Below are 26,948 nucleotides of genomic sequence, written 5' to 3'. Positions count from 1 at the left end.
TTAACCGGCCGTGACCGGTGCGGCTGGCTTGGCGACCGAGCACAGGCGAATGGAGTCGGCGAGGATCTCGATGGCTTTCGGCCGCGGGAAGCTGGCGCGCCAGGCGATGGCCACGGTGCGGAATGGCACCGGTGCCGACAACGGACGCACTTCGATCACGCCCGGAGCGTAGTGATGGCTGTCCACCGCCGACAGCGGCAGGATCGAGATGCCCAGGCCGGACGCGACCATGTGGCGAATGGTTTCCAGCGAGCTGGATTCCACCGTGGTGTGCTTGGCGCCGTCGTTGCCCTTGGTCAGGGTCGGGCAGGCTTCCAGCACCTGATCGCGGAAGCAGTGGCCTTCACCGAGCAGCAGCAGGCTCTTGTCGTTGAGCAGGGCGGCGTCGATGGATTCTTTCTGGGTCCACGGGTGCTGGGCCGGCATCAGGACGTAGAACGGCTCGTCGTAGAGTTGCAGGGTCAGCACGTCGGCTTCGTTGAACGGCAGGGCGATGATGATCGCGTCCAGTTCGCCGTTGCGCAGTTTGTCGCGCAGCACGTGGGTGAAGTTTTCTTCGATGTACAACGGCATCTGCGGGGCGACCCGGTGCAGTTGTGGAATCAGATGCGGGAACAGGTACGGGCCGACGGTGTAGATCGCGCCGACTTTCAGCGGGGCGGTCAGCTGGTTCTTGCCGGCCTGGGCCAGTTCGCGGATGCCCTGGGCCTGCTCCAGTACTTTCTGCGCCTGGGCGACGATGCCTTCACCGACCGGGGTCAGGCGCACGGCGCTTTTGCTGCGCTCGAAAATCAGCACACCGAGTTCGTCTTCAAGCTTTTTCACGCCCACCGACAGGGTCGGCTGGCTGACGTGGCAACGCTCGGCCGCGTGGCCGAAATGCTGCTCTTGGGCGAGGGTAACGATGTAGCGTAATTCTGTGAGGGTCATAGCAAGCGTCCATGAAGATGCGGGCCAAGCATACCGGCTGCAATCGATAGACGCACGTTATCAGACTGAGTGATGAATGCCACACCGGACAATGCCTGTTTGCCGTTTGCAGATATGACAAAGGCACCTTTCGGTGCCTTTGTCTGTCCGGTGCAACTCCAACGGGGGCGTTGTGCGTCAGCGGCGCTTCTCGATCGAGTACACAAACGGCGCAACAATTTCGATGGAGCCGTTGTTCAGCATGTCCGCTGGCGGTTTGGGCAGCGGCTGGGCACGGCGGATCATTTCCAGGGTGGCCCGGTCCAGATCAGCGTTGCCGGAGCGGTCCACCAGCTCGAACGACAGCACATTGCCTTCGCCATCGACCACGAAACGCAGGCGGTTGGTACCGGTCTTGTTCCGTGACCTGGCGCTGTCCGGGTACTTTTTGTACTTCTGCAGATGCGCGAGCAGCGCACCCTGCCAGCTGGCCTTGGCCGCCAGTTGTGCTGGCGACGGGCCTGGTGCCGGCTGGGCGGATTTCTCCGTTGGTGCCTGGGTCTGCTGAGGTTCTGCCGGTTTTTCCTCGGAAGGTTTTTCCTTCACGGGTTCCGGTTTCTTCTCGATCGGCTTCGGCGGTTGCGGTTTGGGCTTGGGTTTTGGTTTGGGCTTGGGCACGGCAATTTCTGCCTTGGGTGCTTCGGCCAGTTTCGGGATTGGCAGTTCTTCAACCGGAGCCGGTGGCTGCGGTGGCGTGACGACTTTTGGCGGTGCAGGCGGTGGCGGGGCCGGAACCGGTGCCAGCTCGACCATCATCGCCTGCGGCGGCAATTCGATGGGAGGGCGGGCGGTCCAGTTAAGCGCCAGCGCGATGGCCAGCGCATGCACACCCAGCACCACGGCCAGGCTACCGCTGTAACGCGTCAGCTTATGGCGCGTCGTGATCATTTCTTGACTGCGCTCTCGAGGCCGACCAGACCGACTTTCAGATAACCGGCGCTGCGCAGCTTGTCCATCACGCTCATCAGGTCGCCGTAGTCCACGCCTTTGTCGGCCTGGAAGAAGATGGTGGTGTCTTTTTTGCCCTGAGTCCTGGCGTCGAGCATGGCGCCGAGGGTTTCGGCCTTGACTTCGTCGTCACCGATGTACAGGCGCTGATCAGCCTTTACGCTGAGGAACACCGGTTTCTCCGGCCGCGGCGCCGGTTTGGCGGTCGAGGCGGGCAGGTCGACTTTGATGTCTACGGTGGCCAGTGGCGCGGCCACCATGAAAATGATCAGCAGCACCAGCATCACGTCGATGAACGGCGTGACGTTGATTTCGTGGTTCTCGGCCAGATCGTCGTCTGCGCCTTCTTTCAAATGCAGGCCCATGGCCGATTACCCCACTTTGACCATGTGCGGCTGCGAGCTGCTGCGCTCAGGCTGGTGGTCGAGGTCGCGGCTGACCAGCAGCAGGACTTCTGCCGATGCATCGGACACCTGAGCCTTGTAACCGGCGATGGAGCGGGCGAACACGTTGTAGATGACCACGGCAGGAATCGCGGCCACCAGACCCAGTGCGGTAGCCAGCAGCGCTTCAGCGATACCCGGTGCTACGACAGCAAGGTTGGTGGTCTGGGTTTTGGCGATGCCGATGAAGCTGTTCATGATGCCCCACACGGTGCCGAACAGGCCGACGAACGGTGCGGTGGAGCCGATGGTGGCGAGCACGCCGGTGCCGCTGCTCATGTTGCGGCCACAGGCGGCCACCAGACGCTCGAGGCGGAAGCTGACGCGTTCCTTGATGCCTTCTTTCTCGCGGGAATTGGCCGACAGGCGCATTTCTTCGAGGGCGTCATGCACCAGCAGGTTGGCGAGGGTGCCTTCTTTCGCTGCGGTGGTGCTGGCTTCCTTGAGGGTGGTGGCTTTCTTCAGGGCGGCGATTTCGCCACGCAGGCGACGTTTGGCGCCCATCAGCTCGAACCCTTTGGCAATCCAGATGGTCCAGGTGATGATCGAAGCGATGGCCAGACCGATCATCACGATTTTCACGATGATGTCGGCATTCTTGTACATGCCCCATGGCGACAGGTCGTGGGCCATGCCCAGGGAGTTGTCGGCTTCGAGGACTTCCGGTGCGTCGGCGGCGCTGGCGTCTACGGCCTGCACCGGAACGGTCGCGGCAGGTGCGGCGACCGGAGCGCTCTGCTCGGTGGCAGTTGGAGCGGCCGGGGCTTGTGCGTCAGCGAAGGCGGCGGCCGGCGCCAGCATCAGGCTGAGGAGCAGGGCAGCCACTGCGCTCCAGGCGCGAGGTCGGTTGGTTGGCGAAGCGGGGTTTTGAATGCGTGTCATGCTGGCCGGACCTGAGATAGAAAAACGGTGATGCTCTTCCAGGCCTCGTGAGGCCGAGAACAAAAGTGACGTGCATTATTGCAAGTAATTCTTGTTAACAGAAGTAATAGAGTTGCTTTTTTTCCTTCATTGCTAGCCGCTCGTCCCCTGTCGAGGCTAGTCTGTCGCTTTCCGATGGGAGATTTTTGATGTCCGCGCCCTCTGTTTTGATCGCCGGTTGCGGTGATGTCGGCAGCCGTCTGGCCACGCAATTGCTGGCTGCCGGCTTTCAGGTGTATGGCCTGCGCCGGAATATTTCGCGTTTACCGGACGGCGTTATCGGTGTCGCCGGTGACTTGTTCAATGAGGATTGCCCCGAGACCTGGCCGGTGGGTGCTATCGATTACCTGGTGTATAGCGCGGCGGCCACCGATCACGATGAGGCCGGTTATCGCGCGGCGTATGTGCAGGGGTTGCAGCATGTGCTGGGTTGGCTGAACGATTACGGTCAGGAGCCTGAGCGGTTGCTGTTCGTTTCCAGCAGCAGTGTTTACGGGCAGCAGAACGGCGAATGGGTCGATGAAAAATCCGAAACCGTTGCCGCGGGTTATTCCGGTCGGGTGATGCTGGAGGCTGAGCAGGTTGCGCTCAACAGCGGTATTCCTGCGAGCATCGTGCGCCTGACCGGCATTTACGGCCCCGGCCGTGAATGGCTGCTGACCCAGGTACGTCGGGGTTATCGGGTGGCGGTCGACCCACCACTGTATGGCAATCGCATCCATGCCGATGATGCGGCGGGGTTGATGGCGTTTCTGCTGGAGGCCGATCGCAAGGGCGTGGCGCTGGATGACATCTATATCGGCGTGGACGACGCGCCGGCGCCGTTGGCCGAGGTGGTGGCCTGGCTGCGCGAGTATCTGGGTGTCACCGAATGGTCGGAAGACGAGAGCGTGCGTCGCACCGGCAGCAAACGTTGCAGCAATGCCCGTGCGAAGGCGCTGGGCTGGGTACCGAAGTATCCGAGTTATCGTGAGGGGTATGCCGCGATTCTAGAGGGCAAGTGCTGATTCTCAAGCGCAACAAATAATCGTGGGAGCGAGCTTGCTCGCGATGGCGGCATAACAGTCAGCATAAATGTTGAATGCTATGGCCTCATCGCGGGCAAGCCCGCTCCCACAGGGTTATATGCTGTTCTCAGGTGCAGTTACTGTTTTTCGAGCAACCACTTGCGCTCGCCCGGGGTGAACTGCGGTTGTTCGTCCGCCAGTGCCGTGTTCACGGCCTGCAAAATTTCAAGCTCCTTGCCTTTGCGCACGAAGATCCAGTTGTTGCCCTGACCGTTCTGTTGCAGCCACATGCTGTCGTTGCCGCTGCTCATCGATGCGCAGTCGCCCGCCAGGCACAGGGCATAGCGGTCGGCGCCCGGCAGGCCGGAGACTTGTCCGTCGGCCTGGAATTGCACCGTGGCACCTTCGCCCTGGCCGCTGGCGATTGTCCAGTTTCCGCCCAGGTAGGCCGAATACAGCGCCCGTTCGAAGCTGGCGCCGATCGGTGCGCCCTCCGGCACCGGAATCTGCGCGCGGTCGAAGAGCTGCTGTGGTTCATTTTCGCTGGCGGCCTGGTGCAACTGGCTGCCGTCACGTTTCAGCTCGCTGGCCGAGCTGCCATAGAAATCGACTTTCCAGGCGCCGGACTGTTCGCCGAGCAAGCGACCTTCCACGTTTTCGAAACCGTTGGTGTAGCGGGCCTGACTGGCCTTGGTGTTGATGTCCCATTCCAGGTTCGGGCCGTAGGACTGAAGCGCTTCACGCAGGGGGCCGCCCTTGGCGGCGGCATCGATGGCGACCTGGTTGATCCAGGTGCCGCTGATGTCACGGTCGGCAGGGTTGCTGGCGCAACCGCCGAGGAAAATGGCGAGCAGCGAGAGAGCAAGCGCTTTGCGCATGGTGGAATCCTTTCAAAACCTTTTCTTTACCGCAGAGCAGTCGGCGCGACCTTGAAGGGCCGCGCCGTGCGCATTACTCGATGACCAGAATGGCATCCATTTCAACCTGCGAACCCTTTGGCAGGGCAGCAACGCCGATGGCGGCGCGCGCCGGGTACGGCTGGTCGAAGTACTTGCCCATGATCTCGTTGACCTTGGCGAAGTGGCTCAGGTCGGTGAGGAAGATGTTCAGCTTGACGATATCCTTGAACGAACCGCCGGCGGCTTCGGCCACGGCTTTCAGGTTCTCGAAGACCTGGACGGTCTGGGCTTCGAAACCTTCGACCAGCTCCATGGTTTTCGGGTCCAACGGGATCTGGCCCGACATGTAGACAGTGTTGCCAGCCTTGATCGCTTGGGAATAAGTACCGATGGCGGCCGGGGCCTTGTCGCTGGTGATAACGGTCTTGGTCATGTATGACTCCTTGTAATGTTTAAGTTATGCACGCATGCGGGTGATGCGGATCACGCCGGTCAGTGCGCGCAGTTTCTTGATCACGCGGGCCAGGTGCACACGGTCGTGGACGCTGACCACCAGTTGGACGACGCTGATGCGGCCATCGCGTTCATCCATGCTGATTTTCTCGATATTGCCGTCGGCTGCGTTGACGCTGCTGGCCAGCAGGGCAATCAGGCCGCGCTGGTGTTCCAGCTCGACGCGCAGTTCGACGTTGAATTCACCAGTGACATCCTTGGCCCACGAGAGCTGGATGCATTTTTCCGGGTTGTGGCGGATTTCGCTGATGTTGCGACAGTTGTCCAGGTGCACGACCATGCCTTTGCCCGCCGACAGGTGCCCGACAATCGGGTCGCCCGGGATCGGCGTGCAGCATTTGGCGTAGCTGAGCACCAGACCTTCGGTGCCGCGAATCGCCAGCGGGCCTTCAGGGCTTGGCAGTTGTTCGCCTTCGCCGAGCAGGCGGCGGGCTACGACGTAGGCCATGCGGTTGCCCAGGCCGATGTCTTCCAGCAAGTCTTCGATCAGTTCGAGGCGGTACTCGGTGAGCATCGCCTTCACGCGTTCGGCCGGAATCTGTTCCAGCGCGCTGTCGAAACCGTTGAGCACCTTGTTCAGCAGGCGTTCGCCGAGGCTGATGGATTCGGAGCGGCGTTGCAGTTTCAGCGCATGACGGATGTGGGTCCGCGCCTTGCCGGTGACCACGAAGTTGAGCCACGCCGGGTTCGGCCGCGCGCCGGGGGCGCTGACGATCTCGACCGTGGAGCCGCTTTGCAACGGTTCGGAGAGCGGTGCGAGACGACGGTTGATCCGGCAGGCGATGCAGCTGTTGCCGACGTCGGTGTGCACCGCGTAGGCAAAGTCGACCGCCGTGGAGCCTTTGGGCAGCTCCATAATCCGGCCTTTGGGCGTGAACACGTAGACCTCGTCCGGGAACAGGTCGATCTTCACGCTCTCGATGAATTCCAGCGAGTTGCCGGCACGTTGCTGCATTTCCAGCACGCCCTTGACCCACTGACGGGCCCGGGCATGGGTGCCTTTGGGCTGCTCGTCGCCGCTGGATTTGTACAGCCAATGGGCGGCGATGCCGTTGTTGGCCATCTCCTCCATTTCGCGGGTGCGGATCTGGATTTCGATCGGCACGCCGTGCATGCCGAACAGTGTGGTGTGCAGCGACTGATAGCCGTTGGCCTTGGGGATCGCGATGTAATCCTTGAAGCGCCCCGGCAACGGTTTGTACAAATTATGTACAGCACCCAGCACGCGGTAGCAGGTATCGACCTTGTCGACGATGATCCGGAACGCGTAGACGTCCATGATCTCGTTAAAGGCCCGACGCTTGCCGCGCATTTTCTTGTAGATGCCGTAGAGGTGTTTCTGGCGACCGCTGACTTCACCCTGGATGCCGTCGATGGCGAGGCAGTGGCCAAGGGATTCCTCGATCTTGTTGACGATTTCCTTGCGGTTGCCCCGGGCGCGTTTGACGGCCTGGTAGATCCGCGCGGAACGCATCGGGTGCATGGCCTTGAAGCCGAGGTCTTCGAACTCGATACGGATCGCGTGCATGCCCAGCCGATTGGCGATGGGTGCATAGATCTCCAGGGTTTCCTTGGCGATGCGCCGGCGTTTTTCGCCGGACAGCACTTCCAGCGTGCGCATGTTGTGCAGGCGGTCGGCGAGCTTGACCAGGATCACGCGAATGTCGCGTGCCATGGCCATGGCCATTTTCTGGAAGTTTTCAGCCTGGGCTTCGGCCTTGGTCTCGAAATTCATCTGGGTCAGTTTGCTGACCCCGTCGACCAGTTCGGCCACGGTTTCACCGAACTGCGCTTGCAGCGCTTCCTTGGCGATACCGGTGTCTTCGATCACGTCATGCAGCATCGCGGCCATCAGGCTCTGATGGTCCATGTGCATGTCGGCAAGAATATTCGCCACGGCAAGAGGATGCGTGACGTACGCCTCGCCGCTACGGCGGCGTTGGCCGTCGTGGGCTTGTTCGGCGTAGAAATACGCTCGGCGGACCAGGTTGACCTGGTCGTTGCCGAGGTAGGTCGATAAGCGATCGGCGAGGGCGTCTATGCTCGGCATGATGTCTCCTGCCGCAAGCTGTGATCCCGCGCCGTGCTACGTCGACCAGGCATAGGCTTAGACGGCCTCGTTGGACTCGTCCTCGAACGCAGCGAAGACCGGGTCTTCGTGGACGATTTCCTGCTCGGCGATGAACTCGTAGCTCATCAGGCCTTCAGCGATTTCACGCAGCGCAACTACGGTCGGTTTGTCGTTTTCCCACTGAACCAGGGGCTCTTTGCCGCCGGTGGCCAGTTGACGGGCACGCTTGGTAGAGAGCATGACCAGCTCAAAGCGGTTTTCCACGTGTTCTAGGCAGTCTTCAACGGTTACGCGGGCCATGGTATTCCTCGGAGCGAATGCAATATGCGCGCTGCCCGGTTGGGCGAGCGGACTCAACAGTTTAAAAAATCACCAGCGATTAGGGAAGCGCTGATTTTTTGACCAGGCTCTTCAACGCGCCCCAAGCACCAATGTAAAGCCCTTGCAGCGGTTTTGGGAAGTGCTGTTTCAGCCCAGCAATTCAGCCAGCAATCTGCCGAAACGCACTTGTTGGCGTTTCTGTTGCAGCTGATTGGCGCGAAAAATCGCTTTCAGATCATCCAGTGCGTGGGCGAAATCGTCGTTGATGATCAGGTAATCGTACTCAACGTAGTGGCTCATCTCGCTGACGGCTTCGCGCATCCGGCCGTCGATGATTTCGTCGCTGTCCTGGCCACGGTTGGTCAGGCGCTGGTGCAGGGCTTGAAGCGATGGCGGCAGAATGAAGATCGAGCGTGCCTGGGGCATCAGCTTGCGCACTTGCTCGGCGCCTTGCCAGTCGATTTCCAGAATCAGGTCGTGACCTTCGTCCAGGGTCTGCTGCAGACGACTTTGCGAGGTGCCGTAAAAGTTGCCGAAGACTTCCGCGCGTTCAAGGAAATCGCCGTGCTCGCCCATCTTCACGAACTCTTCGCGGCTTACGAAGTGGTAGTTCACTCCGTCCACCTCGCCCGGGCGCATGGCACGGGTAGTGTGGGAAATCGAGACGCGAATGTCCGGATTGGTGTCTGTCAGGGCCTTGACCAGACTGCTCTTGCCCGCGCCCGAAGGGGCGGAAATGATGTACAGGGTGCCGGTGCTGTGGGTCATGTCTGTTGCCTTACTCAATATTCTGCACTTGTTCGCGCATCTGCTCGATCAACACCTTGAGGTTGACCGCCGCCTGGGTGCTGCGCGGGTCGAAGGCCTTGGAGCCCAGTGTGTTGGCTTCGCGGTTGAGTTCCTGCATCAGGAAGTCCAGGCGCCGACCGGCGGCACCGCCGGACTTCAACACCCGGCGAACTTCAATGATGTGAGTGCTCAGGCGATCCAGTTCTTCGGCCACGTCGCTCTTTTGCGCGAGCATCACCATTTCCTGTTCCAGGCGCTGCGGGTCCATCTCGGCCTTCATGTCGGCGAAGCGGTCGAGGACCTTCTGGCGCTGGGTGGCGAGCATCTGCGGAACCAGTTCGCGCAGCGTCACCACGTCTTCCTCGATGGAGGTCAGGCGATCGTTGATCAGGCGTGCCAGCTCCGCGCCTTCGCGCTCGCGGCCGGACTTCAACTCCTTCAGGCCTTGATTGAACAGCTCCAGCGCTTCGGCGTTAAGGGCTTGTGGATCGCTCGCATCGGCCACCAGCACGCCGGGCCATGCCAGCACTTCCAGCGGGTTCAGCGCGGCCGGATTCTTGATCAGGCCGGCGACGGTTTCGGCAGCGGCGACGAGCTGCGCGGCGCGTTCGCGATCCACTTGCAGTGGCTTGCCGGTACTTTCCTCGGTGAAGCGCAGGGTGCATTCCAGTTTGCCGCGCGACAGGCCCTGACGCAGGGCTTCGCGGACAGCGCCTTCGAGGTCGCGAAACGACTCCGGCAGGCGCAGGTGGGGTTCCAGGTAGCGGCTGTTGACCGAGCGCAGTTCCCAGCTCAGGGTGCCCTGAACGCCGGCTTTCTCGACGCGGGCGAAGGCGGTCATGCTGTGCACCATGGCGGTGACCTCGCGATACAGATCGGCGCGAATTGAAGCTCCGCAGCTCGATATCAATGAATTTAAGCCGACTGGCAGCAAAGGCGCAGGATTGTAGCGCAGTGCGGCGGATGCGCCCAAACACACGGTGTGACAAAGGGCTGCAGGCCGTCGGCAAAGCGCGTTTCAGGGCTTTCGGTCGTCGGCCGGATTTTTTAACGAGTGCCCAGGCGCGGTGCGCGGCTCTATAATGCTCCGCAGTTTTCCGTCCCCAGTACAGGTATCTCCTATGAAACGTCCAAGTGGTCGCGCTGCCGATCAGCTCCGCTCGATCCGCATTACCCGCAACTACACCAAGCACGCCGAGGGATCGGTACTGGTCGAATTCGGTGATACCAAAGTCATCTGCACCGTCAGCGTCGAAAACGGCGTACCGCGTTTCCTCAAAGGTCAGGGCCAGGGTTGGCTGACCGCCGAGTACGGCATGCTGCCCCGCGCCACCGGCGAGCGTAACCAGCGTGAAGCGAGCCGTGGCAAGCAGGGCGGCCGTACCCTGGAGATCCAGCGCCTGATCGGCCGTTCCCTGCGCGCTGCGCTGGACATGTCCAAGCTGGGCGACGTCACCCTGTACGTCGACTGCGACGTGATCCAGGCCGACGGCGGTACCCGCACCGCGTCGATCACCGGCGCCATGGTTGCGCTGGTTGATGCCCTGAAAGTGATCAAGAAGCGCGGCGGCCTGAAGGGCGGCGACCCGCTCAAGCAAATGATCGGTGCCGTTTCCGTGGGCATGTACCAGGGCGAGCCGGTGCTGGATCTGGACTATCTTGAAGACTCCGCCGCAGAGACTGACCTGAACGTAGTGATGACCAGCACCGGCGGCTTCATCGAGGTTCAGGGCACCGCCGAAGGCGCGCCATTCCAGCCTGAAGAGCTGACCGCGATGCTGGAACTGGCCAAGAAAGGCATGAATGAGATCTTCGAACTGCAACAGGCTGCACTGGCCGACTGAGCAGGTTCGCAACCCGCAAGGAGGACGCGATGAGTGATGAGCAAGAGTTGCTACCCAAGCCGAGCCAGGAGGTTCGCCAATGGGCGATGTTTTGTCACTTGTCCGCCTTGCTGGGGATCTGGATTCCGTTCGGTACGCTGATCGGGCCGTTGATCCTGTGGCAGATGAAGCGCGAGACCGATCCGTTCATCGATGCCCAGGGTAAAGAAGCACTGAATTTCCAGATCACCGTGGCGATCGCTTCGATGATCTGCTTCGTGCTGATGCTGCTGATTATCGGATTCGTGCTGTTCGGCCTGCTGGCCATTGCAGCGCTGGTGCTGACGATCATCGGTGGGGTGAAGGCCAACGAAGGTTTCCCGTATCGCTATCCGTTCACTTGGCGGTTGATCAAATAATGAACGATCGCCCACAAAAAAACCGACAGTGATGTCGGTTTTTTTGTGTCTGCGAAAGGCCGCTTAGATAGTCAGCGTCCAGTCGTAGTCGACGATCAGCGGCGCGTGCTGCGAGAACCGTGGCTGACGTGGCAGGCGTGCGCTGCGCACGAAGCGCCGCAGGCCCGGGGTCAGGATCTGGTAGTCGAAGCGCCAGCCCAGATTCAGCATCTCGGCCTGTTCGTTGTCCGGCCACCAGCTGTACTGGTCGCCTTCGCGGCTGACTTCGCGCAGGGCATCTACGTAGCCCATGTTGCCGACAATCTCGTCCATCCAGGCGCGTTCCGGCGCCAGGAAGCCCGGGGATTGCTGGCTGTCGCGCCAGTTCTTGATGTCGAGCTTCTGCTGCGCGACGTACAGCGAGCCACAATAAATGTACTCGCGACGTTTGCGCCGCTGTTTGTCTAGGTACTTGCCGAAGTCGTCCATGAGCTTGAACTTCTGGTTCAAGTCCTCATCGCCGTTCATCCCCGAAGGAAGTAGCAAGGTGGCAATACTGACTTTGTCGAAATCTGCTTGCAGGTAGCGCCCGTAGCGGTCGGCCGTCTCGAAACCGAGACCGCTGATGACAGCCTTCGGTTGCAACCGCGAATACAAAGCCACGCCGCCTTGGGCAGGGACTTCAGCATCGCAGGCATAAAGGAAGTAGCCATCCAGTTGGAAGGCTGGGTCATCCAGTTCAAAGGCGGAGGCACGGGTGTCCTGCAGGCAGATGACGTCGGCATTCTGTGCCTGCAGCCAACTGAGCAAACCACGCTCGACTGCAGCCTGAATACCATTGACGTTCACACTGATGATCCGCATAAATGGCCCCAAAAATCGCGTGCGTGTATGATACACGGCGTCAAGCTAATTAGCTAAATCCGTGGTATTTGGGGTTTTTTTCATGCAAGCGTATCAGCGCGATTTCATTCGTTTTGCCATCGATCGCGGCGTTTTGCGCTTCGGTGAGTTCACCCTGAAGTCCGGGCGCACCAGTCCTTACTTCTTCAATGCCGGCCTGTTCAACACGGGCTCGGCCCTGGCGCAGCTGGGGCGTTTCTACGCGGCAGCCATCGCCGAAAGCGGCATTTCTTTCGACGTACTGTTCGGCCCGGCCTACAAAGGCATTCCGCTGGCAGCAACCACTGCCGTGGCGCTGGCCGAGCACCACAACCGTGACTTGCCATGGTGCTTCAACCGCAAGGAAGCCAAGGCCCACGGCGAAGGTGGCAGCCTGGTCGGCGCACCGCTGACCGGCGACGTGCTGATCATCGACGACGTGATCACCGCCGGCACCGCGATCCGTGAAGTGATGCAGATCATCGCTTCCCAGGACGGCGCCAAGGCTGCCGGCGTGCTGATCGCCCTGAACCGTCAGGAGCGCGGCAACGGCGAGTTGTCGGCAATCCAGGAAGTCGAGCGTGATTTCGGTATCCCGGTCATCAGCATCGTGTCGCTGAACCAGGTGCTGGAATTCCTGGCTGACGATCCGCAGCTCAAGCAGCACCTGCCAGCCGTTGAAGCCTATCGCGCCCAGTTCGGCGTCTGATTGCGTCTTCAGGCAAAAAAAGACCCCGCTCAGCCAGGCTGAGCGGGGTCTTTTTGTTTGCGCGAGCGCTTATGGGCGCTTGCGATTACTGATCAGCGTACCCACACCGGTGTCGGTGAAGATTTCCAGCAGGATCGCGTTCGGTACACGGCCGTCGATGATCAGCGAGCTGCCGACACCACCCTGAACCGCTTCCAGTGCACAGCGGATCTTCGGCAGCATGCCGCCGTAGATGGTGCCGTCGGCGATCAGGTCATCGACCTGCTGGGTGCTCAGGCCGGTCAGCACGGTGCCCGACTTGTCCATCAGGCCGGCGATGTTGGTCAGCAGCATCAGCTTTTCGGCTTTCAGCGCTTCGGCGACTTTACCGGCCACCAGGTCAGCGTTGATGTTGTACGACTCGCCGTTCTCACCCACGCCGATCGGCGCGATCACCGGGATGAAGTTGCCTTTGACCAGCAGGTTCAGCAGTTCGGTGTTGATCCCGACCACTTCGCCCACCTGGCCGATGTCGATGATTTCCGGCTGGGTCATCTCCGGCGTTTGACGGGTGACAGTGAGCTTCTTCGCCCGAATCAGCCCGGCGTCTTTACCGGTCAGGCCGATGGCGCTGCCGCCGTGGCGGTTGATCAGATTGACGATGCTTTTGTTCACCTGACCACCGAGGACCATTTCCACCACGTCCATGGTCGCGGCGTCGGTGACGCGCATGCCGTCGACGAAGTGGCTTTCGATCGACAGGCGCTTGAGCAGATCACCGATCTGCGGGCCACCGCCATGAACCACGACCGGGTTGATGCCAACGGCCTTCATCAGCACGATGTCGCGGGCGAAGCCGGTTTTCAGCTCCTCGCTTTCCATCGCGTTGCCGCCGTATTTGATCACCAGGGTCTTGCCGACATAACGTCGGATGTAAGGCAGCGCTTCGGACAGGACCTGGGCGGTGTGGGCGGCGGCTTCGCGTTCGAGGGTCATTCAGGGCTCCGGGTGAATCAGAAATCAGAACGGTAGTTGGAGATCAGGTGCAACGCGTTTCAGTTGGGCATGGAACACAGCCTTGATGCGCTGCAATTCAGCCTCGTCATCGGCCTCGAAGCGCAGCACCAGCACCGGTGTGGTGTTGGAGGCGCGCACCAGGCCCCAGCCTTTGGCGTAATCGACCCGCACGCCGTCAATGGTGGTCAGGTCGGCGCCTGGGCCCCACTGCGCATCGTGCAGTGCATCAATGATGCTGAATTTGCTCTCTTCGGTCACATGGATATTGATTTCCGGCGTGGAAATATCGTTCGGGAAGGTCGCGAACAGCTCCTCGGCCGAAGATTTTTCCTTGCTGAGGATTTCCAGCAGCCGTGCGGCGCTGTAAATACCGTCGTCGAAACCGAACCAGCGTTCCTTGAAGAAAATGTGCCCGCTCATTTCACCGGCCAACAATGCGCCGGACTGTTTCATTTTCTTTTTGATCAACGAGTGACCGGTCTTCCACATTAGCGACTGGCCGCCATATTCCTTGATCAGCGGGATCAGGCGGCGGGTGCATTTGACGTCGAAAATGATTTCCGCGCCCGGGTTGCGGGCCAGTACGTCGCGGGCAAACAGCATCAGCAGGCGATCCGGGAAGACGATGGTGCCGGTGTTGGTCACCACGCCGACGCGGTCGCCGTCACCGTCGAAGGCCAGTCCGATGTCAGCCTTGGTTTCCTTGACCTTGGCGATCAGGTCGACAAGGTTTTCAGGCTTGCCCGGGTCCGGGTGGTGGTTCGGGAAGTTGCCGTCGACCTCGCAGAACAGCGGGATGACTTCGCAGTTCAGTGCTTCGATCAGTTGCGGGGCGATCACGCCGGCCGCGCCGTTGCCGCAATCGACCACGACTTTCAGGCGCCGGGCCAGTTTGATGTCCTGGACGATTTCGGTGGTGTAGCGGTCGAGGATCTCGACCTGGGTTACGCTGCCCTGGCCGCTGCTCAGGTTGCCGGTCTTGATACGTTCATGCAGCACCTGGATCTGTTCGTTGGCGAGGGTGTCGCCGGCGATCACGATCTTGAAGCCGTTGTAGTTCGACGGGTTGTGGCTGCCGGTGAGCATCACGCCGGATTTGCCGGCCAGCACGTTGGCGGCGTAGTACAGCGCAGGCGTCGGCACCAGGCCGACGTCGCTGACATGGCAGCCGCTTTCGGCGATGCCGCGGATCAGTTCGGCAACCAGTTCCGGACCGGACAGACGGCCGTCACGACCGACGGACACGTTCGGTTCGCCCTGGGCCAGGCTCTGGGAGCCGATGGCGCGACCGATCCAGTAGGCGGTTTCGCCATTGAGGAATTCCGGCACGGTGCCGCGAATGTCATAGGCGCGGAAGATGCTGTCGGGAAGCTTCGGGGCGACTTGGGCGGGGGTGCTCATCTGCGAAAATGCTCCATCTCGAAAGTGGCTGGACACACCGACGACTCATTCGACGGCAAGCTCAAACTGAAGGGTATGACGGCGGTTTTCACAGAGAGTTCGTGGTGTGAAAGGGCCATGACGCCTTGTGCGGCGTGGCTTTGGCCTGCCAATGCCTTGATTTTCAGCGGTAAAGCTTGCAGATGAATCTGCGTATTTTTATGGCGAAGGAGCAGGCTCCCACGCCACAAGACAAATCACTTGGTGCCGGAATGGCCGAAACCGCCAGCGCCGCGCTCGGTCTCGACGAACTCTTCGACCATTTCGAAATGCGCCTGCACTACGGGCACCAGCACCAGCTGCGCCAGACGCTCGCCCACCGGCATGGTGAACTCGGTCTGGCCACGGTTCCAGCAGGAGACCATCAGCGGGCCCTGGTAGTCGGAGTCGATCAGGCCGACCAGATTGCCCAGCACGATGCCGTGCTTATGGCCCATGCCCGAGCGCGGCAGGATCAGCGCGGCGAGGTTCGGGTCGCCGATGTAGACCGACAGACCGGTCGGGATCAGCACGGTTTCACCCGGCTTGATGACGATGTCCTCTTGCAGCATGGCGCGCAGGTCGAGGCCGGCGGAGCCTGGCGTGGCGTATTGCGGCAGCGGGAATTCGGTACCGATGCGTGGGTCGAGGATCTTGGCTTGCAAAGCGTGCATGTAAATTAAACCTGGTTCAGACGTTCGGCGATAAAAGTGACCAGTTGGCGAGCGATCTTGCTCTTGCTGGTCTGGGCGAAAACCGTGGCGTGCAGCGCACGGTCGATGACGCTGCAGGCGTTTTCTTCGCTGTTGAAACCAATGCTCGGGTTGGCGACGTCGTTGGCGACGATCAGATCGAGATTCTTGTCCTTCAGCTTGCGCGCTGCGTAGTCGAGCAGGTGTTCGGTCTCGGCGGCGAAACCGACACTGAACGGACGGTCGGGACGGGTCGCGATGGTGGCCAGGATGTCCGGGTTGCGCACCATTTGCAGGACGAAGCCGTCACCGCTCGTAGGGTCTTTCTTCAATTTTTGCGGGGCGACGACTTCCGGGCGGTAGTCCGCGACCGCTGCCGAGGCGATAAAGATGTCGCAAGGGATCGCGGCCTCGCAGGCAGCGAGCATGTCGCGGGCACTGACCACGTCGATGCGGGTGACGCGATCCGGCGTCGGCAAATGCACCGGGCCGCTGATCAGGGTGACACGGGCGCCGGCCTCAACCGCCGCTTCCGCCAGGGCGAAGCCCATTTTGCCGGAGCTGTGGTTGGTGATGTAGCGCACCGGGTCGATGTTTTCCTGGGTCGGGCCGGCGGTGATTACTACGTGCTTGCCGGTCAGCGCCTGACGCTGGAAGCAGTCCGCCGCGAGCTGGGCCAGATCGGTGGCTTCCATCATGCGGCCCATGCCGACGTCGCCGCAGGCCTGGCTGCCGGAGGCCGGGCCGAAGGTCTTCAGGCCACGGCTTTCAAGGAGTTGCAGGTTGGCCTGGGTCGCCGGGTCGCGCCACATGGCCTGGTTCATGGCCGGGGCGACAGCGACAATGGCGTCGGTGGCCAGCACCAGCGTGGTCAGCAGATCGTTGGCAATGCCTTGGGCCAGACGGGCGAGCAGGTCGGCGGTGGCGGGGGCGATCAGCACCAGATCGGCCCATTTGGCCAGTTCGATGTGGCCCATCGCCGCTTCGGCGGCCGGGTCGAGCAAGTCCAGGTGAACCGGGTGGCCGGACAGCGCCTGCATGGTCAACGGGGTGATGAATTCGCTGCCGCCACGGGTCATGACCACGCGCACTTCGGCGCCCTGATCGATCAGGCGGCGCACGAGATCGGCGCTCTTGTAGGCAGCAATGCCGCCGCCGACGCCCAGAACGATGCGTTTCCGATACAGCCGCTGCATAGGTCTGCCTTTCATTTCGTTGGTGACATACGTGGCGAAACCCCCTCCCCAGGGTGAATTCGCCCGCAAAAAAGATGGGCTACGATATCACAGCGACCGCTACGGAACAGCGGCGCCCACAGACAAGGAAGGTGTATGAGTATTCGCGATTGGCCGGCGGCGGAAAGGCCGCGGGAGAAGCTGCTTGAACAGGGCTCGGGAAGTCTTTCCGATGCCGAATTGCTGGCGATTTTTCTGCGGACCGGCGTATCCGGTAAAAGCGCGGTGGATCTGGCGCGACACTTGTTGAATCAGTTCGGCAGCCTGCGTGCGTTGCTGGAGGCTGATCTCGGGGCGTTCAGCGAGCAATTGGGTCTGGGGCCGGCGAAGTTCGCCCAACTGCAGGCCGTGCTGGAGATGGGGCGGCGACATTTGGCCGAGCGCATGCGGCAGAAAACGGCGCTGGAGAATCCGCAGGTGGTCCGCGATTACCTCAAGGCCATGCTGCGCCATGAGCCGCACGAGGTGTTCGGCTGCCTGTTTCTCGACTCCAAACATCAGGTGCTGACCTTCGAGACCCTGTTTCGCGGCTCGATCGACAACACCGCGGTACATCCCCGAGAAGTGGTGAAGCGCTCGTTGGCCAATAACGCGGCCGCCGTGATCCTGTGCCACAACCATCCGTCGGGCAACAGCGATCCGAGTCAGGCTGATCGATTATTGACCAAGCGCTTGCAGAAGGCTTTGGAGTTGGTTGACGTGCGGGTGCTCGATCACTTCATCGTTGGCGATGGGGAGCCGTTGTCGATGGCGGAGTGTGGCTGGATGTAGCTTCCAAGTACAAACGCTAACCCCTGTGGGAGCAAGCCCGCTCCCACAGGTTTTGTGTTGTGGCGGGTTATTTGAGGGTGACCTTGGAATAGTCCTGCCGCCCGAACGGGGAGACCGAGTAACCCTGCACGTCTTTGCGCGTCAGTGCATACGCCGTCGGATGCGCCAGCGGCAGCCACAGCGCCTGCTGCTGGATCTGCGCCTGCGCCTGTTCGTAGAGCTTGGTGCGCACACCTTGTTCGCTGGTGGTCTTGCCGGCGCTGATCAGTTTGTCCAGGTCGGCATTGCAGTAGCGGGCGAAGTTGGTGCCGGATTTCACCGCTGCGCAGGAAAACTGCGGCGTGAGGAAGTTATCCGGGTCGCCGTTGTCGCCGGCCCAGCCCATGAACAGCAGGTCATGCTCGCCCGCCTTGGCACGACGGATCAGCTCGCCCCATTCGATCACGCGGATTTCCGCCTGAATGCCGATCTCCGCCAGATCCGACTGCAGCAATTGCGCTCCTAGGCTCGGATTCGGGTTCAGCAGGCTGCCGGACGGACGTGTCCAGATGGTGGTCTGGAAACCGTCCTTCAGGCCGGCCTTGGCCAGCAATGCCTTGGCTTTTGCCACGTCGTGCGGGTAACCCGGCAGATTCTTCGCGTAGCTCCAGGTGTTCGGCGGATACGGGCCGTTGGCGGCTTCGGCAGTGTCTTCGAACACAGCCTTCAGGTAGTTGGCCTTGTCGAAGGCGAGGTTGATCGCCTGACGCACTTCCGGTTTGTCCAGCGGCGGGTGCTGGCTGTTGATGCCGACGAATGCGGTCATGAACGCGTCAGTCTTTTCGACTTTGAGCGTCGGTTCCTGCTTCGCGGCCTGTACGTCCAGCGGTTTTGGCGACAGGGCAATCTGGCACTCGTTACGCCGCAGTTTTTGCAGGCGCACGTTGGCGTCCGGGGTGATAGCGAAGATCAGCGGATCCACCGCAGGCTTGCCGCGGAAGTAATCCGGGTTGGCCTTGTAGCGGATCGACGCGTCTTTCTGGAATCGGGTGAAGACGAACGGGCCGGTGCCGACCGGCTGGCTGTTGAGTTTGTCGGTCGAGCCGGCCTTCAGCAGTTTGTCGGCGTATTCCGCGGAGTAGATCGAGGCGAAGCCCATGCTCAGGGTCGCCAGGAACGTCGAGTCCGGGTGATCGAGGGTGAAGCGCACGGTCAGCGGGTCCAGTGCGTCGATCTTCTTGATCAGGCTCGGCAGCTGCATCGACTGGGCATGCGGGAAGCCACTCTGGGCGACCTTGTGCCACGGGTTGGCCGGGTCGAGCATGCGGTCGAAGCTGAACTTGACGTCTTCGGCGGTCAACTCGCGGGTTGGCTTGAAGTAGTCGGTCGTATGAAATTTCACCTGCGGGTGCAATTTGAAGACATAGCTCAGGCCGTCGGTGCTGACTTCCCAGCTGTCGGCCAGGCTCGGGACCACCTTGCCGCTGGCGGTGTCGAAGTCCACCAGGCGATTCATCAGTACGTCGGCCGAGGCGTTGGTGGTGGTCAGCGAGTTGTATTGCACCACGTCGAACCCTTCAGGGCTGGCCTCGGTGCAGACGCTCAGGGCGGCGGCATGGGCCAGGGGGCTCAGCAATAGCGGGGCGAGCAGCAGGGGGAGGGCAGCGAGGCGCATGGTCGGCTTCCTTTACAGATCGAAGGCCCATCTGCAAGTGCAGTCTGGAAAAGGCCTACCCTAGTGGTCGCAATTGCAAATGACTATCCCCTTTTTGCATTTTCGACTCCTGGCGGCCGGGGAAATGTCGGAAATGGCGGCAGGAAAAATCCCGAATGCGGGTATGATCGATTTTCTTCGACGAATGGTAAAAATTGCCGGCAGCCTTTACCCAAGGCGCTTGCAGGCGGAAAAAGCGGCTTTTTAGCTATTCATTGCACACGGAAAGTTGTTGCTCCGTGGTCTTTCTGGTATAAAGCAGCGCTCTTTTCTAGGGGCCCGGTTCCTTCGCTTGTAGGTGTAGCCGGTAAGACCTCTAAAGAATCGCGGCGCCTGGCGCCACAATGACTAGAGATTAAGCGGCCAACCCATGCCGGGTTGGGCATGTGGTTTTAGAGGGCTGAGGCATGTCTAGAGTATGTCAAGTTACCGGTAAGGGTCCGGTAACCGGGAATAACATTTCCCACGCAAACAACAAAACCCGTCGTCGTTTCCTGCCGAACCTGCAGCATCACCGCTTCTGGGTTGAAGAAGAGAAACGTTTCGTACGCCTGCGCGTTTCCGCCAAAGGCATGCGTATCATCGACAAGCGTGGCATCAGCGTTGTGCTGGCCGAGCTGCGTCGCGACGGCAAGGTTTAAGGGAGCTAATCATGCGTGAATTGATTCGTTTGATCTCGAGCGCCGGTACTGGTCACTTCTACACTACCGACAAGAACAAGCGTACTACCCCGGACAAAATCGAGATCAAGAAATATGATCCGGTTGTTCGCAAGCACGTGATCTACAAGGAAGGCAAAATCAAGTAATTGATTTTTCCCGACTTACGAAAAAGGCCCGTATCTCACGATACGGGCCTTTTTTGTTGTCTGGCGAAAAGCCTCAGGCCTTCTGTTCGAAGATCACATAGACCTTGCGGCACGCTTCCAGCACTTCCCAGGTGCCACGGAAACCGGCGGGAATCACGAAGCGGTCACCGACACGCAGGGTCTTGGCGTTGCCTTCGCTGTCTCGCAGCACTGAAACGCCCTGGAGGATTTCGCAGTATTCATGTTCGGTGTAATTCACCGTCCACTGCCCAACCGCACCTTCCCACACGCCGACGCCCATTTGCCCGCAAGGGCTGTCGTACTGATTGAACACCGCCTGCTCGGGATCGCCCTTCAATACTTTGGCCGGGTCCGGGCGGTAGCGCTCGGCCTGGTCCATGGTCAGGCTGATGTCGACGACGTTCTGGATGTTCATTGTTGTTTTCTCCCGTGATGACGGCGCGGTGGCTTGAAAGGGCCAAAGTCTATGTTGATTAAATTGAACGCCGCAAGGCCGTATAAGGAGCTTATGTCAAATATATTGAAACAACCCCGGCCGCTGGTTTAGGGTGGCGGATGCCTTGGGCCGAAAAGCAGGCTGGCCGGGCAGTATTCCTGAGGACGACCGCGACGATCGCGGCGCTCGTATTGAACAAGAGGAGGACACTCGAATGACCACCCTGACTCGTGCCGACTGGGAACAACGCGCCCGCGACCTGAAGATCGAAGGCCGCGCCTACCTCAACGGCGAGTACACCGATGCCGTCTCCGGCGAGACCTTCGAGTGCATCAGCCCGGTCGATGGCCGTCTGCTGGGCAAGATTGCCAGCTGTGACGCCGCCGATGCCCAGCGCGCCGTGGAAAACGCTCGCGCCACCTTCAATTCCGGCGTCTGGTCGCGCCTGGCGCCGACCAAACGCAAAGCCACCATGATCCGTTTCGCCGGCCTGCTGAAACAGCACGCTGAAGAGCTGGCCCTGCTCGAAACCCTCGACATGGGCAAGCCGATCAGCGATTCGCTGTACATCGACGTGCCGGGCGCCGCGCAGGCGTTGAGCTGGAGCGGTGAAGCGATCGACAAGATCTACGACGAAGTCGCCGCTACTCCGCACGACCAGCTGGGTCTGGTAACCCGCGAGCCAGTGGGTGTGGTCGGCGCGATCGTGCCGTGGAACTTCCCGCTGATGATGGCCTGCTGGAAGCTCGGTCCGGCCCTGTCGACCGGTAACTCGGTGATCCTCAAACCGTCGGAAAAATCCCCGCTGACCGCCATTCGCATCGCCGAACTGGCGGTCGAGGCCGGTATTCCGAAAGGCGTGCTGAACGTGCTGCCGGGCTACGGTCACACCGTCGGCAAGGCGCTCGCTCTGCATAATGATGTCGACACCCTGGTGTTCACCGGTTCGACCAAAATCGCCAAGCAACTGATGATCTATTCCGGCGAATCGAACATGAAACGCGTCTGGCTGGAAGCTGGCGGCAAGAGCCCGAACATCGTGTTTGCCGATGCGCCGGATCTGCAGGCCGCCGCCGAATCCGCCGCCAGCGCCATCGCCTTCAACCAGGGCGAAGTCTGCACTGCCGGTTCGCGTCTGCTGGTCGAGCGTTCGATCAAGGACAAATTCCTGCCGATGGTGATCGAGGCGCTGAAAGCCTGGAAACCGGGCAACCCGCTGGATCCGGCTACCAACGTTGGCGCGCTGGTCGATACCCAACAGATGAACACCGTGCTGTCCTACATCGAGTCGGGCCATACCGACGGCGCCAAACTGGTGGCCGGCGGCAAGCGCATTCTTCAGGAAACCGGTGGCACCTACGTCGAGCCGACGATTTTCGACGGCGTGAGCAACGCGATGAAGATCGCCCAGGAAGAGATCTTCGGCCCGGTGCTGTCGGTCATCGCTTTTGATACCGCCGAAGAGGCGATCAACATCGCCAACGACACGCCTTACGGCCTGGCGGCAGCGGTCTGGACTCAGGACATCTCCAAGGCACACCTGACCGCCAAGGCACTGCGTGCCGGCAGCGTGTGGGTCAACCAGTACGATGGCGGCGACATGACCGCGCCGTTCGGCGGCTTCAAGCAGTCGGGCAACGGCCGTGACAAGTCGCTCCATGCATTCGATAAATACACCGAGCTGAAGGCGACCTGGATCAAGCTGTAAGCCGTTGACGGGAGCCCGGTCACTCCAGGCTCCCTGACGAAACAGAGACCCTTGTGGGAGCGGGCTTGCTCGCGAAGGCGGTGTGTCAGTCAGCAATAATGTCGACTGTCAGACTGCATTCGCGAGCAAGCCCGCTCCCACATTGGTTTTGTGGTGCACATAAAAATTATCCACAGGAGCGTGGACCATGCGTTGGGCGACGTATTTCGCCGTGTTGGCGTCTGTCTTGAGTGTTGGCCTGGCCCTCGGTGTCAGCATGCCGCTGGTGTCGTTGCGTCTGGAGGGCTGGGGTTACGGCTCGTTCGCCATTGGTGTGATGGCCGCGATGCCGGCCATTGGCGTGTTGCTCGGGGCGAAGATTTCCAGTCATCTGGCGGCGCGTTTCGGCACGGCGAACCTGATGCGCCTGTGCCTGTGGGGCGGCGCATTGTCCATCGGCCTGCTGGCACTGCTGCCGAGCTACCCGATCTGGCTGGTGCTGCGGTTGATGATCGGGGTGATCCTGACCATCGTCTTCATCCTCGGCGAAAGCTGGATCAACCAACTGGTGGTCGAGCAGTGGCGCGGGCGGCTGGTGGCGCTGTATGGCAGCAGTTATGCGCTTAGCCAACTGTCCGGTCCGTTGCTGCTGGGCGCACTCGGCACCGCGCATGATTACGGCTTCTGGGTCGGCGTCGCTCTGCTGATTGTCTCGCCGCTGTTGCTGCTGGGTCGCAGCGGGGCGCCGAGCAGCGAGGCCAGTAGCGTGACTTTCGGTGATCTGTGGGGCTTCAGTCGCGAGCTGCCGGCAATTGCCTGGGCGGTGTCGCTGTTCGCCGCGTTCGAGGCGATGATTTTGACCCTGTTGCCGGTGTATTGCCTGCAACAAGGCTTTACGGCAGAAACGGCGCTGGCGATGGTCAGCACCGTGGTGGTGGGCGATGCGCTGCTGCAATTGCCCATCGGTGCATTGGCCGACTACCTGTCTCGGCGGACCTTGTTCGCCGGTTGCGCCGTGGTGCTGATGCTGTCGAGTCTGGCGATCCCGATGCTGATCGACACCTTGCTGATCTGGCCGCTGTGGGTGCTGTTCGGCGCCAGTGCCGGTGGCTTGTTCACCTTGTCGCTGATCCTGATCGGCGAGCGCTACCGTGACGATGCGCTGGTGCGCGCCAATGCGCATGTCGCGCAACTTTGGGGTGTCGGTTGCCTGATCGGGCCGTTGGCGGCGGGGGCGGGCAGTCAATGGATCAGCGGGCACGCGCTGCCATGGTTTATGGCGGCCGGGGCGTTCGGGCTGGTGATACTGCTGTTGCGGCAAGGTGCGTTCGGCAAGGTGCCGGAGCCTGCCTGAGGATCCGACCGGGGCGGATCGCTACAGCATCCGCTCCAGCCCCACCGTGGTGCTGAACCACGCATTGACGCGCCGCCACCAGCTGCCGGGCTCCTTGGTCAAGGTGTGCATCTGGCCGTTGTCCTCGGTGACCCATACCACTTTCCCGTCCTGCAGTTTCGCTTCGTAGCTCAGCGCCGGGGCCATGCCTTGCAGGGCCAGTTCCCGCACATGGGCTGCCAGTTCGGGGCTGTCCACCAGCACCCCGACTTCGGTGTTCCACAGCACCGAGCGGGGGTCGAAGTTGAACGAGCCGATGAACGCTTTCTTTCCGTCGAAGATCATCGCCTTGCTGTGCAGGCTGGAATCCGAGCCGCGAAACGACTTGCTGTAAAACAGATGCGGGCCGCTGCCGAAGTTATCCCCAGGCTGGCGCCGCAGCTCGAACAGTTTCACGCCATGTTCCAGCAACGCCTTGCGATACGGCGCATAACCACCGTGTACTGCCGGTACATCGGTGGCTTCCAGCGAGTTGGTCAGCAGGCTCACCGATACGCCCGCATCGGCCCGGCCGGTGAGGTAGACCAGCCCAGGCTGGCCCGGTACGAAGTAGGCGGAAATCATCATCAATTCTTTGCTGACGCCCCGCAGTTCCGGTGCCAGTTGCGTGGTCAGCAGCAGTTGGGGATCGGGCTCGCCGTCCGCCAGCACCTTGCTCGGTGCATCCCACAACGCCTGGTTCCACGCCCAGATCAGCTCTCGGCGCCAGATGTCCATGCGCGGGTGGGTGGTGAAGGTCATCAACTGCTGATAGAGCGCGTGATTTTGTTTGCGGGTTTCCTCGAGGGATTCTTCCAGGCGCGTGCGGGTGTTCTGCAGGTCTTTGGCCGAGGGTTTGCTGGAGAGGAATTCGTCGATCGGTTTGCTCAGGGCGCTGTTCCAGTACTGGTCGAAACTGTGTCCGAGCTGTTCGGCGACCGGTCCGACGCTGAGCATGTCGATGTCGGTGAAGTTCAGATTGGGCTCGGCATCGAAGTACTCGTCACCCAGATTGCGTCCGCCGACGATCGCGGCACTGTTGTCCGCCAGCCACAGTTTGTTGTGCATCCGCCGGTGTTGCTGCGACAGGTTGAACAGCCGGCCAGCGGCGCGGGTCACGCCGGTGCTGCGGCCCAGGTGCAATGGATTGAACAGGCGGATCTGGATATTCGGATGCGCCGCCAGCGTGGCGATGATCAGGTCGAGACCGTCGCTGGTGGTGTCGTCCAGCAGGATCCGCACCCGCACGCCACGGTCGGCGGCCTTCAGCACTTCTTCCACCAGCATTCGCGTGCTGATGCCGTCATGGACGATGTAGTACTGCAGGTCGAGGCTGCTTTGGGCGTTGCGGATCAGTTCGGCGCGGGCGGTGAAGGCTTCGGTGCTGTTGGACAGCAGGCGAAAGCCGGACTGGCCCTTGTAGGGAGCCGCCTGGGCCTGGATCGAGCGGCCGAACGCGGAGTCGGACGCCGGCAAGGCCTGGCTCGATTCGCGCGGTACGTCGATAGACGCACAACCGCCAAGGAACGAGGCGAGTACCAGCAGAGCGAGTAGGGGCTGTCTGAAGCTCACGTGGGATTGTTCCGGTTGGCGGCAGGGTTGGGCATATGGACGCTGTTTGCTCGTGAAAAGTCAGTCGGCTTCCGCCAGCAATCTGATTGCCGCTGCACCGACTTTGCGCACCGCTTCTTCGATCAGCGGTGTAGGTTTGGCACCGTAGTTCATGCGCAGGCAATTGCGGTACTTGCCCGAAGCGGAAAAGATGCTGCCGACGGCAATCTGTACGCCTTGGTCGTGCAGCGCTCGATTCAGTTTCAGGGTATCGAAACCTTCCGGCAGTTCGACCCAGAGCATGAAGCTGCCTTGCGGACGGCTGGCGCGGGTGCCTGCCGGGAAATAACGGGCCACCCAGTCGATCATCACGTCGCGATTGCGCTGGTATTGCGTGCGCACCCGCCGCAAATGCGGTTCGAAGTGCCCTGCCTTGAGAAATTCGGCGATGGCGATCTGCGGCTGTGGGGCGGTGGAGCCGGTGCTGATGTATTTCATGTGCAGCACGCGTTCGAGATACCGACCCGGCGCAACCCAGCCGATGCGCAGCCCCGGCGCGAGGGTCTTGGAGAACGAGCTGCACAGCAACACGCGGCCATCCTCGTCGAAGGATTTGATCGTGCGCGGACGCGGATAGGTGTAGGCCAGCTCGCCATATACATCGTCCTCGATGATCGCGACGTCGAAGCGCTGGGCCAGATTGAGCAAGGCCCGCTTGCGCGACTCCGGCATGATGTAACCAAGCGGATTGTTGCAGTTGGGCGTGAGCTGGATGACCTTGATCGGCCATTGCTCCAGCGCCAGTTCCAGCGCTTCGAGGCTGATGCCGGTGAGCGGGTCGGTGGGGATTTCCAGGGCTTTCATGCCCAGCCCTTTGAGGGTCTGCATGGCGCCGTGAAAGCTTGGCGATTCCACCGCGACGATGTCACCCGGCTCGCAGATCGCGTGGATGCTGGTGGACAGCGCTTCATGGCAACCGGTGGTGATGACGAGGTCGCTGGCGCTCAACTGGCAGCCGGAATCGAGCATCAGCCGGGCGATCTGTTCGCGCAGTTCGAGGGAGCCGTGGATGTTGTCGTAATACAGACCGGGCATATCCTGGCGGCGACTGATACGGGCCAGTCCGCGCAGCAGCGGTTTCATCGTCGGCGACGAGATGTCCGGCATGCCGCGACCGAGTTGCACCACGTCCTTGCGCGGCACCGTGCGAATCAGTTCCAGCACCTGATCCCACTGGGAAATTTCCACCGGGCGCTGGGCCGGGCGCCCGACCGCTGGCAGTTCCGGCAGCTCGCGGCCGACCGGCACGAAGTACCCGGATTTGGGCTTTGGCGTGGCCAGGCCGCTGTCTTCCAGCATTCGATAGGCCTGCTGCACCGTGCTCAGGCTGACCCCGTGTTCTACGCTCAAGGCGCGCACCGACGGCAGGCGATCACCAGGACGGTAGAAGCCTTGTTCGATGCGGGTGCCGAGCAGTTCGGCGAGGTTCACATACAGGGTCATGGCACTGCCTCGATGCAGGTGATTCGAAAAACCAGTACAGATGCGGCGTAAATCGACAATTCAGTCCCGGA

General features: G+C 61.2%; 28 protein-coding genes and 1 pseudogene. 10 read left to right on the top strand and 19 right to left on the bottom strand.

All coding sequences use genetic code 11. The annotated features are described in order from the left end of the window. The 4 genes from ACSPX5_RS23025 to exbB all read right to left on the bottom strand — a co-directional run bounded on the left by ACSPX5_RS23025 (nt 1) and on the right by exbB (nt 3,242). Nucleotides 1-930: a hydrogen peroxide-inducible genes activator gene (locus tag ACSPX5_RS23025; RefSeq protein WP_007954418.1), complete on the bottom strand. Its 930-nt coding sequence runs from the start codon at nt 928-930 to the stop codon at nt 1-3. A 177-nt stretch (nt 931-1,107) separates the two neighbouring features. Next, nucleotides 1,108-1,857, bottom strand: a complete 750-nt coding sequence (locus tag ACSPX5_RS23020) for an energy transducer TonB family protein (RefSeq protein ID WP_169432466.1) — start codon at nt 1,855-1,857, stop codon at nt 1,108-1,110. Beyond that, nucleotides 1,854-2,282 carry a TonB system transport protein ExbD gene (gene exbD, locus ACSPX5_RS23015; RefSeq protein WP_169432465.1) on the bottom strand — a complete coding sequence of 143 codons (429 nt, stop codon included), beginning with the start codon at nt 2,280-2,282 and terminating at the stop codon, nt 1,854-1,856. The genes ACSPX5_RS23020 and exbD overlap by 4 nt, the downstream gene beginning before the upstream one ends. A 6-nt stretch (nt 2,283-2,288) precedes the next feature. After that, nucleotides 2,289-3,242, bottom strand: a complete 954-nt coding sequence (exbB, locus tag ACSPX5_RS23010) for a tonB-system energizer ExbB (protein WP_439820312.1) — start codon at nt 3,240-3,242, stop codon at nt 2,289-2,291. A gap of 188 nt (nt 3,243-3,430) precedes the next feature. On the opposite strand from exbB, the gene ACSPX5_RS23005 reads away from it, so the two are divergent. Next, nucleotides 3,431-4,288 carry an SDR family oxidoreductase gene (locus tag ACSPX5_RS23005; protein ID WP_439820311.1) on the top strand — a complete coding sequence of 286 codons (858 nt, stop codon included), beginning with the start codon at nt 3,431-3,433 and terminating at the stop codon, nt 4,286-4,288. 137 nt (nt 4,289-4,425) lie between these two features. Here the strand turns inward: ACSPX5_RS23005 and ACSPX5_RS23000 are convergent, their stop codons facing one another. The 6 genes from ACSPX5_RS23000 to ACSPX5_RS22975 form a co-directional block, all read right to left on the bottom strand. Beyond that, entirely contained in the window at nt 4,426-5,166 is a 741-nt protein-coding gene (locus tag ACSPX5_RS23000; protein ID WP_439820310.1) for a hypothetical protein, read from the bottom strand. A 73-nt stretch (nt 5,167-5,239) separates the two neighbouring features. Continuing rightward, entirely contained in the window at nt 5,240-5,620 is a 381-nt protein-coding gene (locus tag ACSPX5_RS22995) for a RidA family protein (protein WP_003229509.1), read from the bottom strand. A 24-nt stretch (nt 5,621-5,644) separates the two neighbouring features. Further along, nucleotides 5,645-7,750: a bifunctional GTP diphosphokinase/guanosine-3',5'-bis pyrophosphate 3'-pyrophosphohydrolase gene (gene spoT, locus ACSPX5_RS22990; protein ID WP_007954439.1), complete on the bottom strand. Its 2,106-nt coding sequence runs from the start codon at nt 7,748-7,750 to the stop codon at nt 5,645-5,647. A gap of 57 nt (nt 7,751-7,807) precedes the next feature. Next, nucleotides 7,808-8,071: a DNA-directed RNA polymerase subunit omega gene (rpoZ, locus tag ACSPX5_RS22985; protein ID WP_003229503.1), complete on the bottom strand. Its 264-nt coding sequence runs from the start codon at nt 8,069-8,071 to the stop codon at nt 7,808-7,810. Between the two features lie 168 nt (nt 8,072-8,239). After that, on the bottom strand, nt 8,240-8,860 hold the full coding sequence (gmk, locus tag ACSPX5_RS22980) for a guanylate kinase (protein ID WP_169432461.1): 621 nt from the start codon (nt 8,858-8,860) through the stop codon (nt 8,240-8,242). Between the two features lie 10 nt (nt 8,861-8,870). Further along, the gene (locus ACSPX5_RS22975) at nt 8,871-9,734 is read right to left on the bottom strand and encodes a YicC/YloC family endoribonuclease (RefSeq protein ID WP_169432460.1); all 864 of its coding nucleotides are present in this window, start codon (nt 9,732-9,734) and stop codon (nt 8,871-8,873) included. Nucleotides 9,735-10,002: 268 nt separating this feature from the next. Here ACSPX5_RS22975 and rph point away from each other — a divergent pair, with 268 nt between their 5' ends. Both rph and ACSPX5_RS22965 read left to right on the top strand, forming a co-directional pair. Then, nucleotides 10,003-10,725 (top strand): ribonuclease PH, encoded by a 723-nt coding sequence (gene rph, locus ACSPX5_RS22970; RefSeq protein ID WP_169432459.1) that lies wholly within the window; start codon nt 10,003-10,005, stop codon nt 10,723-10,725. Between the two features lie 29 nt (nt 10,726-10,754). Further along, nucleotides 10,755-11,123 (top strand): DUF4870 domain-containing protein, encoded by a 369-nt coding sequence (locus ACSPX5_RS22965; protein WP_207865429.1) that lies wholly within the window; start codon nt 10,755-10,757, stop codon nt 11,121-11,123. Between the two features lie 63 nt (nt 11,124-11,186). Here ACSPX5_RS22965 and ACSPX5_RS22960 read toward each other — a convergent pair whose 3' ends face one another. After that, nucleotides 11,187-11,966 carry an exodeoxyribonuclease III gene (locus tag ACSPX5_RS22960; RefSeq protein ID WP_007920349.1) on the bottom strand — a complete coding sequence of 260 codons (780 nt, stop codon included), beginning with the start codon at nt 11,964-11,966 and terminating at the stop codon, nt 11,187-11,189. A gap of 82 nt (nt 11,967-12,048) precedes the next feature. Here ACSPX5_RS22960 and pyrE point away from each other — a divergent pair, with 82 nt between their 5' ends. After that, the gene (gene pyrE, locus ACSPX5_RS22955; protein WP_169432456.1) at nt 12,049-12,693 is read left to right on the top strand and encodes an orotate phosphoribosyltransferase; all 645 of its coding nucleotides are present in this window, start codon (nt 12,049-12,051) and stop codon (nt 12,691-12,693) included. Nucleotides 12,694-12,762: 69 nt separating this feature from the next. Here the strand turns inward: pyrE and argB are convergent, their stop codons facing one another. The 4 genes and pseudogenes from argB to coaBC all read right to left on the bottom strand — a co-directional run bounded on the left by argB (nt 12,763) and on the right by coaBC (nt 16,996). Further along, on the bottom strand, nt 12,763-13,668 hold the full coding sequence (gene argB / locus ACSPX5_RS22950; RefSeq protein WP_003229488.1) for an acetylglutamate kinase: 906 nt from the start codon (nt 13,666-13,668) through the stop codon (nt 12,763-12,765). A 24-nt stretch (nt 13,669-13,692) separates the two neighbouring features. Continuing rightward, nucleotides 13,693-15,069, bottom strand: a pseudogene (locus ACSPX5_RS22945) (phosphomannomutase/phosphoglucomutase); the annotation flags it as partial. 257 nt (nt 15,070-15,326) lie between these two features. Continuing rightward, a complete protein-coding gene (gene dut, locus ACSPX5_RS22940) occupies nt 15,327-15,782 on the bottom strand; it encodes a dUTP diphosphatase (RefSeq protein WP_007954445.1) in 456 nt (151 codons plus the stop codon). A 5-nt stretch (nt 15,783-15,787) separates the two neighbouring features. Next, nucleotides 15,788-16,996, bottom strand: coding sequence for a bifunctional phosphopantothenoylcysteine decarboxylase/phosphopantothenate--cysteine ligase CoaBC (gene coaBC, locus ACSPX5_RS22935; RefSeq protein ID WP_085606127.1), 1,209 nt, complete (start codon nt 16,994-16,996; stop codon nt 15,788-15,790). A 135-nt stretch (nt 16,997-17,131) separates the two neighbouring features. Between coaBC and radC the strand changes: the two genes are divergently transcribed. After that, the gene (gene radC / locus ACSPX5_RS22930) at nt 17,132-17,806 is read left to right on the top strand and encodes a RadC family protein (protein WP_169432454.1); all 675 of its coding nucleotides are present in this window, start codon (nt 17,132-17,134) and stop codon (nt 17,804-17,806) included. 67 nt (nt 17,807-17,873) lie between these two features. Here the strand turns inward: radC and ACSPX5_RS22925 are convergent, their stop codons facing one another. Then, nucleotides 17,874-19,460 carry an ABC transporter substrate-binding protein gene (locus tag ACSPX5_RS22925; protein WP_169432453.1) on the bottom strand — a complete coding sequence of 529 codons (1,587 nt, stop codon included), beginning with the start codon at nt 19,458-19,460 and terminating at the stop codon, nt 17,874-17,876. A 79-nt stretch (nt 19,461-19,539) separates the two neighbouring features. On the opposite strand from ACSPX5_RS22925, the gene ACSPX5_RS22920 reads away from it, so the two are divergent. From ACSPX5_RS22920 to rpmG, 3 genes are all read left to right on the top strand, one after another. Further along, nucleotides 19,540-19,707, top strand: coding sequence for a hypothetical protein (locus ACSPX5_RS22920; protein ID WP_439820309.1), 168 nt, complete (start codon nt 19,540-19,542; stop codon nt 19,705-19,707). Nucleotides 19,708-19,906: 199 nt separating this feature from the next. Further along, entirely contained in the window at nt 19,907-20,140 is a 234-nt protein-coding gene (rpmB, locus tag ACSPX5_RS22915) for a 50S ribosomal protein L28 (RefSeq protein WP_003177273.1), read from the top strand. An 11-nt stretch (nt 20,141-20,151) separates the two neighbouring features. Next, nucleotides 20,152-20,307, top strand: coding sequence for a 50S ribosomal protein L33 (gene rpmG / locus ACSPX5_RS22910; protein WP_003177274.1), 156 nt, complete (start codon nt 20,152-20,154; stop codon nt 20,305-20,307). A 73-nt stretch (nt 20,308-20,380) separates the two neighbouring features. Here the strand turns inward: rpmG and ACSPX5_RS22905 are convergent, their stop codons facing one another. Next, nucleotides 20,381-20,743, bottom strand: a complete 363-nt coding sequence (locus ACSPX5_RS22905; protein ID WP_169432451.1) for a cupin domain-containing protein — start codon at nt 20,741-20,743, stop codon at nt 20,381-20,383. Between the two features lie 235 nt (nt 20,744-20,978). On the opposite strand from ACSPX5_RS22905, the gene ACSPX5_RS22900 reads away from it, so the two are divergent. Beyond that, nucleotides 20,979-22,472, top strand: a complete 1,494-nt coding sequence (locus ACSPX5_RS22900; protein WP_085708877.1) for an aldehyde dehydrogenase — start codon at nt 20,979-20,981, stop codon at nt 22,470-22,472. A 187-nt stretch (nt 22,473-22,659) separates the two neighbouring features. Next, complete coding sequence (locus ACSPX5_RS22895; RefSeq protein WP_439820308.1) at nt 22,660-23,805, top strand: MFS transporter; 1,146 nt, start codon at nt 22,660-22,662, stop codon at nt 23,803-23,805. 21 nt (nt 23,806-23,826) lie between these two features. Here the strand turns inward: ACSPX5_RS22895 and ACSPX5_RS22890 are convergent, their stop codons facing one another. Both ACSPX5_RS22890 and ACSPX5_RS22885 read right to left on the bottom strand, forming a co-directional pair. After that, nucleotides 23,827-25,395 carry a phospholipase D family protein gene (locus ACSPX5_RS22890; RefSeq protein WP_169432449.1) on the bottom strand — a complete coding sequence of 523 codons (1,569 nt, stop codon included), beginning with the start codon at nt 25,393-25,395 and terminating at the stop codon, nt 23,827-23,829. 60 nt (nt 25,396-25,455) lie between these two features. Beyond that, nucleotides 25,456-26,877 carry a PLP-dependent aminotransferase family protein gene (locus tag ACSPX5_RS22885; protein WP_439820307.1) on the bottom strand — a complete coding sequence of 474 codons (1,422 nt, stop codon included), beginning with the start codon at nt 26,875-26,877 and terminating at the stop codon, nt 25,456-25,458. Nucleotides 26,878-26,948: the final 71 nt, after the last annotated feature.

Source organism: Pseudomonas sp. HLG18, assembly GCF_051903985.1.
Taxonomy (GTDB): domain Bacteria; phylum Pseudomonadota; class Gammaproteobacteria; order Pseudomonadales; family Pseudomonadaceae; genus Aquipseudomonas; species Aquipseudomonas fluorescens_BT.
This window is presented reverse-complemented; position numbering and strand designations above follow the sequence as displayed.

Coding starts and splice junctions, on each gene's coding strand:
- ACSPX5_RS23025 (WP_007954418.1), bottom strand. CDS start 930: ATGACCCTCACAGAATTACGCTACATCGTTACCCTCGCCCAAGAGCAG.
- ACSPX5_RS23020 (WP_169432466.1), bottom strand. CDS start 1,857: ATGATCACGACGCGCCATAAGCTGACGCGTTACAGCGGTAGCCTGGCC.
- exbD (WP_169432465.1), bottom strand. CDS start 2,282: ATGGGCCTGCATTTGAAAGAAGGCGCAGACGACGATCTGGCCGAGAAC.
- exbB (WP_439820312.1), bottom strand. CDS start 3,242: ATGACACGCATTCAAAACCCCGCTTCGCCAACCAACCGACCTCGCGCC.
- ACSPX5_RS23005 (WP_439820311.1), top strand. CDS start 3,431: ATGTCCGCGCCCTCTGTTTTGATCGCCGGTTGCGGTGATGTCGGCAGC.
- ACSPX5_RS23000 (WP_439820310.1), bottom strand. CDS start 5,166: ATGCGCAAAGCGCTTGCTCTCTCGCTGCTCGCCATTTTCCTCGGCGGT.
- ACSPX5_RS22995 (WP_003229509.1), bottom strand. CDS start 5,620: ATGACCAAGACCGTTATCACCAGCGACAAGGCCCCGGCCGCCATCGGT.
- spoT (WP_007954439.1), bottom strand. CDS start 7,750: ATGCCGAGCATAGACGCCCTCGCCGATCGCTTATCGACCTACCTCGGC.
- rpoZ (WP_003229503.1), bottom strand. CDS start 8,071: ATGGCCCGCGTAACCGTTGAAGACTGCCTAGAACACGTGGAAAACCGC.
- gmk (WP_169432461.1), bottom strand. CDS start 8,860: ATGACCCACAGCACCGGCACCCTGTACATCATTTCCGCCCCTTCGGGC.
- ACSPX5_RS22975 (WP_169432460.1), bottom strand. CDS start 9,734: ATGGTGCACAGCATGACCGCCTTCGCCCGCGTCGAGAAAGCCGGCGTT.
- rph (WP_169432459.1), top strand. CDS start 10,003: ATGAAACGTCCAAGTGGTCGCGCTGCCGATCAGCTCCGCTCGATCCGC.
- ACSPX5_RS22965 (WP_207865429.1), top strand. CDS start 10,755: ATGAGTGATGAGCAAGAGTTGCTACCCAAGCCGAGCCAGGAGGTTCGC.
- ACSPX5_RS22960 (WP_007920349.1), bottom strand. CDS start 11,966: ATGCGGATCATCAGTGTGAACGTCAATGGTATTCAGGCTGCAGTCGAG.
- pyrE (WP_169432456.1), top strand. CDS start 12,049: ATGCAAGCGTATCAGCGCGATTTCATTCGTTTTGCCATCGATCGCGGC.
- argB (WP_003229488.1), bottom strand. CDS start 13,668: ATGACCCTCGAACGCGAAGCCGCCGCCCACACCGCCCAGGTCCTGTCC.
- dut (WP_007954445.1), bottom strand. CDS start 15,782: ATGCACGCTTTGCAAGCCAAGATCCTCGACCCACGCATCGGTACCGAA.
- coaBC (WP_085606127.1), bottom strand. CDS start 16,996: ATGCAGCGGCTGTATCGGAAACGCATCGTTCTGGGCGTCGGCGGCGGC.
- radC (WP_169432454.1), top strand. CDS start 17,132: ATGAGTATTCGCGATTGGCCGGCGGCGGAAAGGCCGCGGGAGAAGCTG.
- ACSPX5_RS22925 (WP_169432453.1), bottom strand. CDS start 19,460: ATGCGCCTCGCTGCCCTCCCCCTGCTGCTCGCCCCGCTATTGCTGAGC.
- ACSPX5_RS22920 (WP_439820309.1), top strand. CDS start 19,540: ATGACTATCCCCTTTTTGCATTTTCGACTCCTGGCGGCCGGGGAAATG.
- rpmB (WP_003177273.1), top strand. CDS start 19,907: ATGTCTAGAGTATGTCAAGTTACCGGTAAGGGTCCGGTAACCGGGAAT.
- rpmG (WP_003177274.1), top strand. CDS start 20,152: ATGCGTGAATTGATTCGTTTGATCTCGAGCGCCGGTACTGGTCACTTC.
- ACSPX5_RS22905 (WP_169432451.1), bottom strand. CDS start 20,743: ATGAACATCCAGAACGTCGTCGACATCAGCCTGACCATGGACCAGGCC.
- ACSPX5_RS22900 (WP_085708877.1), top strand. CDS start 20,979: ATGACCACCCTGACTCGTGCCGACTGGGAACAACGCGCCCGCGACCTG.
- ACSPX5_RS22895 (WP_439820308.1), top strand. CDS start 22,660: ATGCGTTGGGCGACGTATTTCGCCGTGTTGGCGTCTGTCTTGAGTGTT.
- ACSPX5_RS22885 (WP_439820307.1), bottom strand. CDS start 26,877: ATGACCCTGTATGTGAACCTCGCCGAACTGCTCGGCACCCGCATCGAA.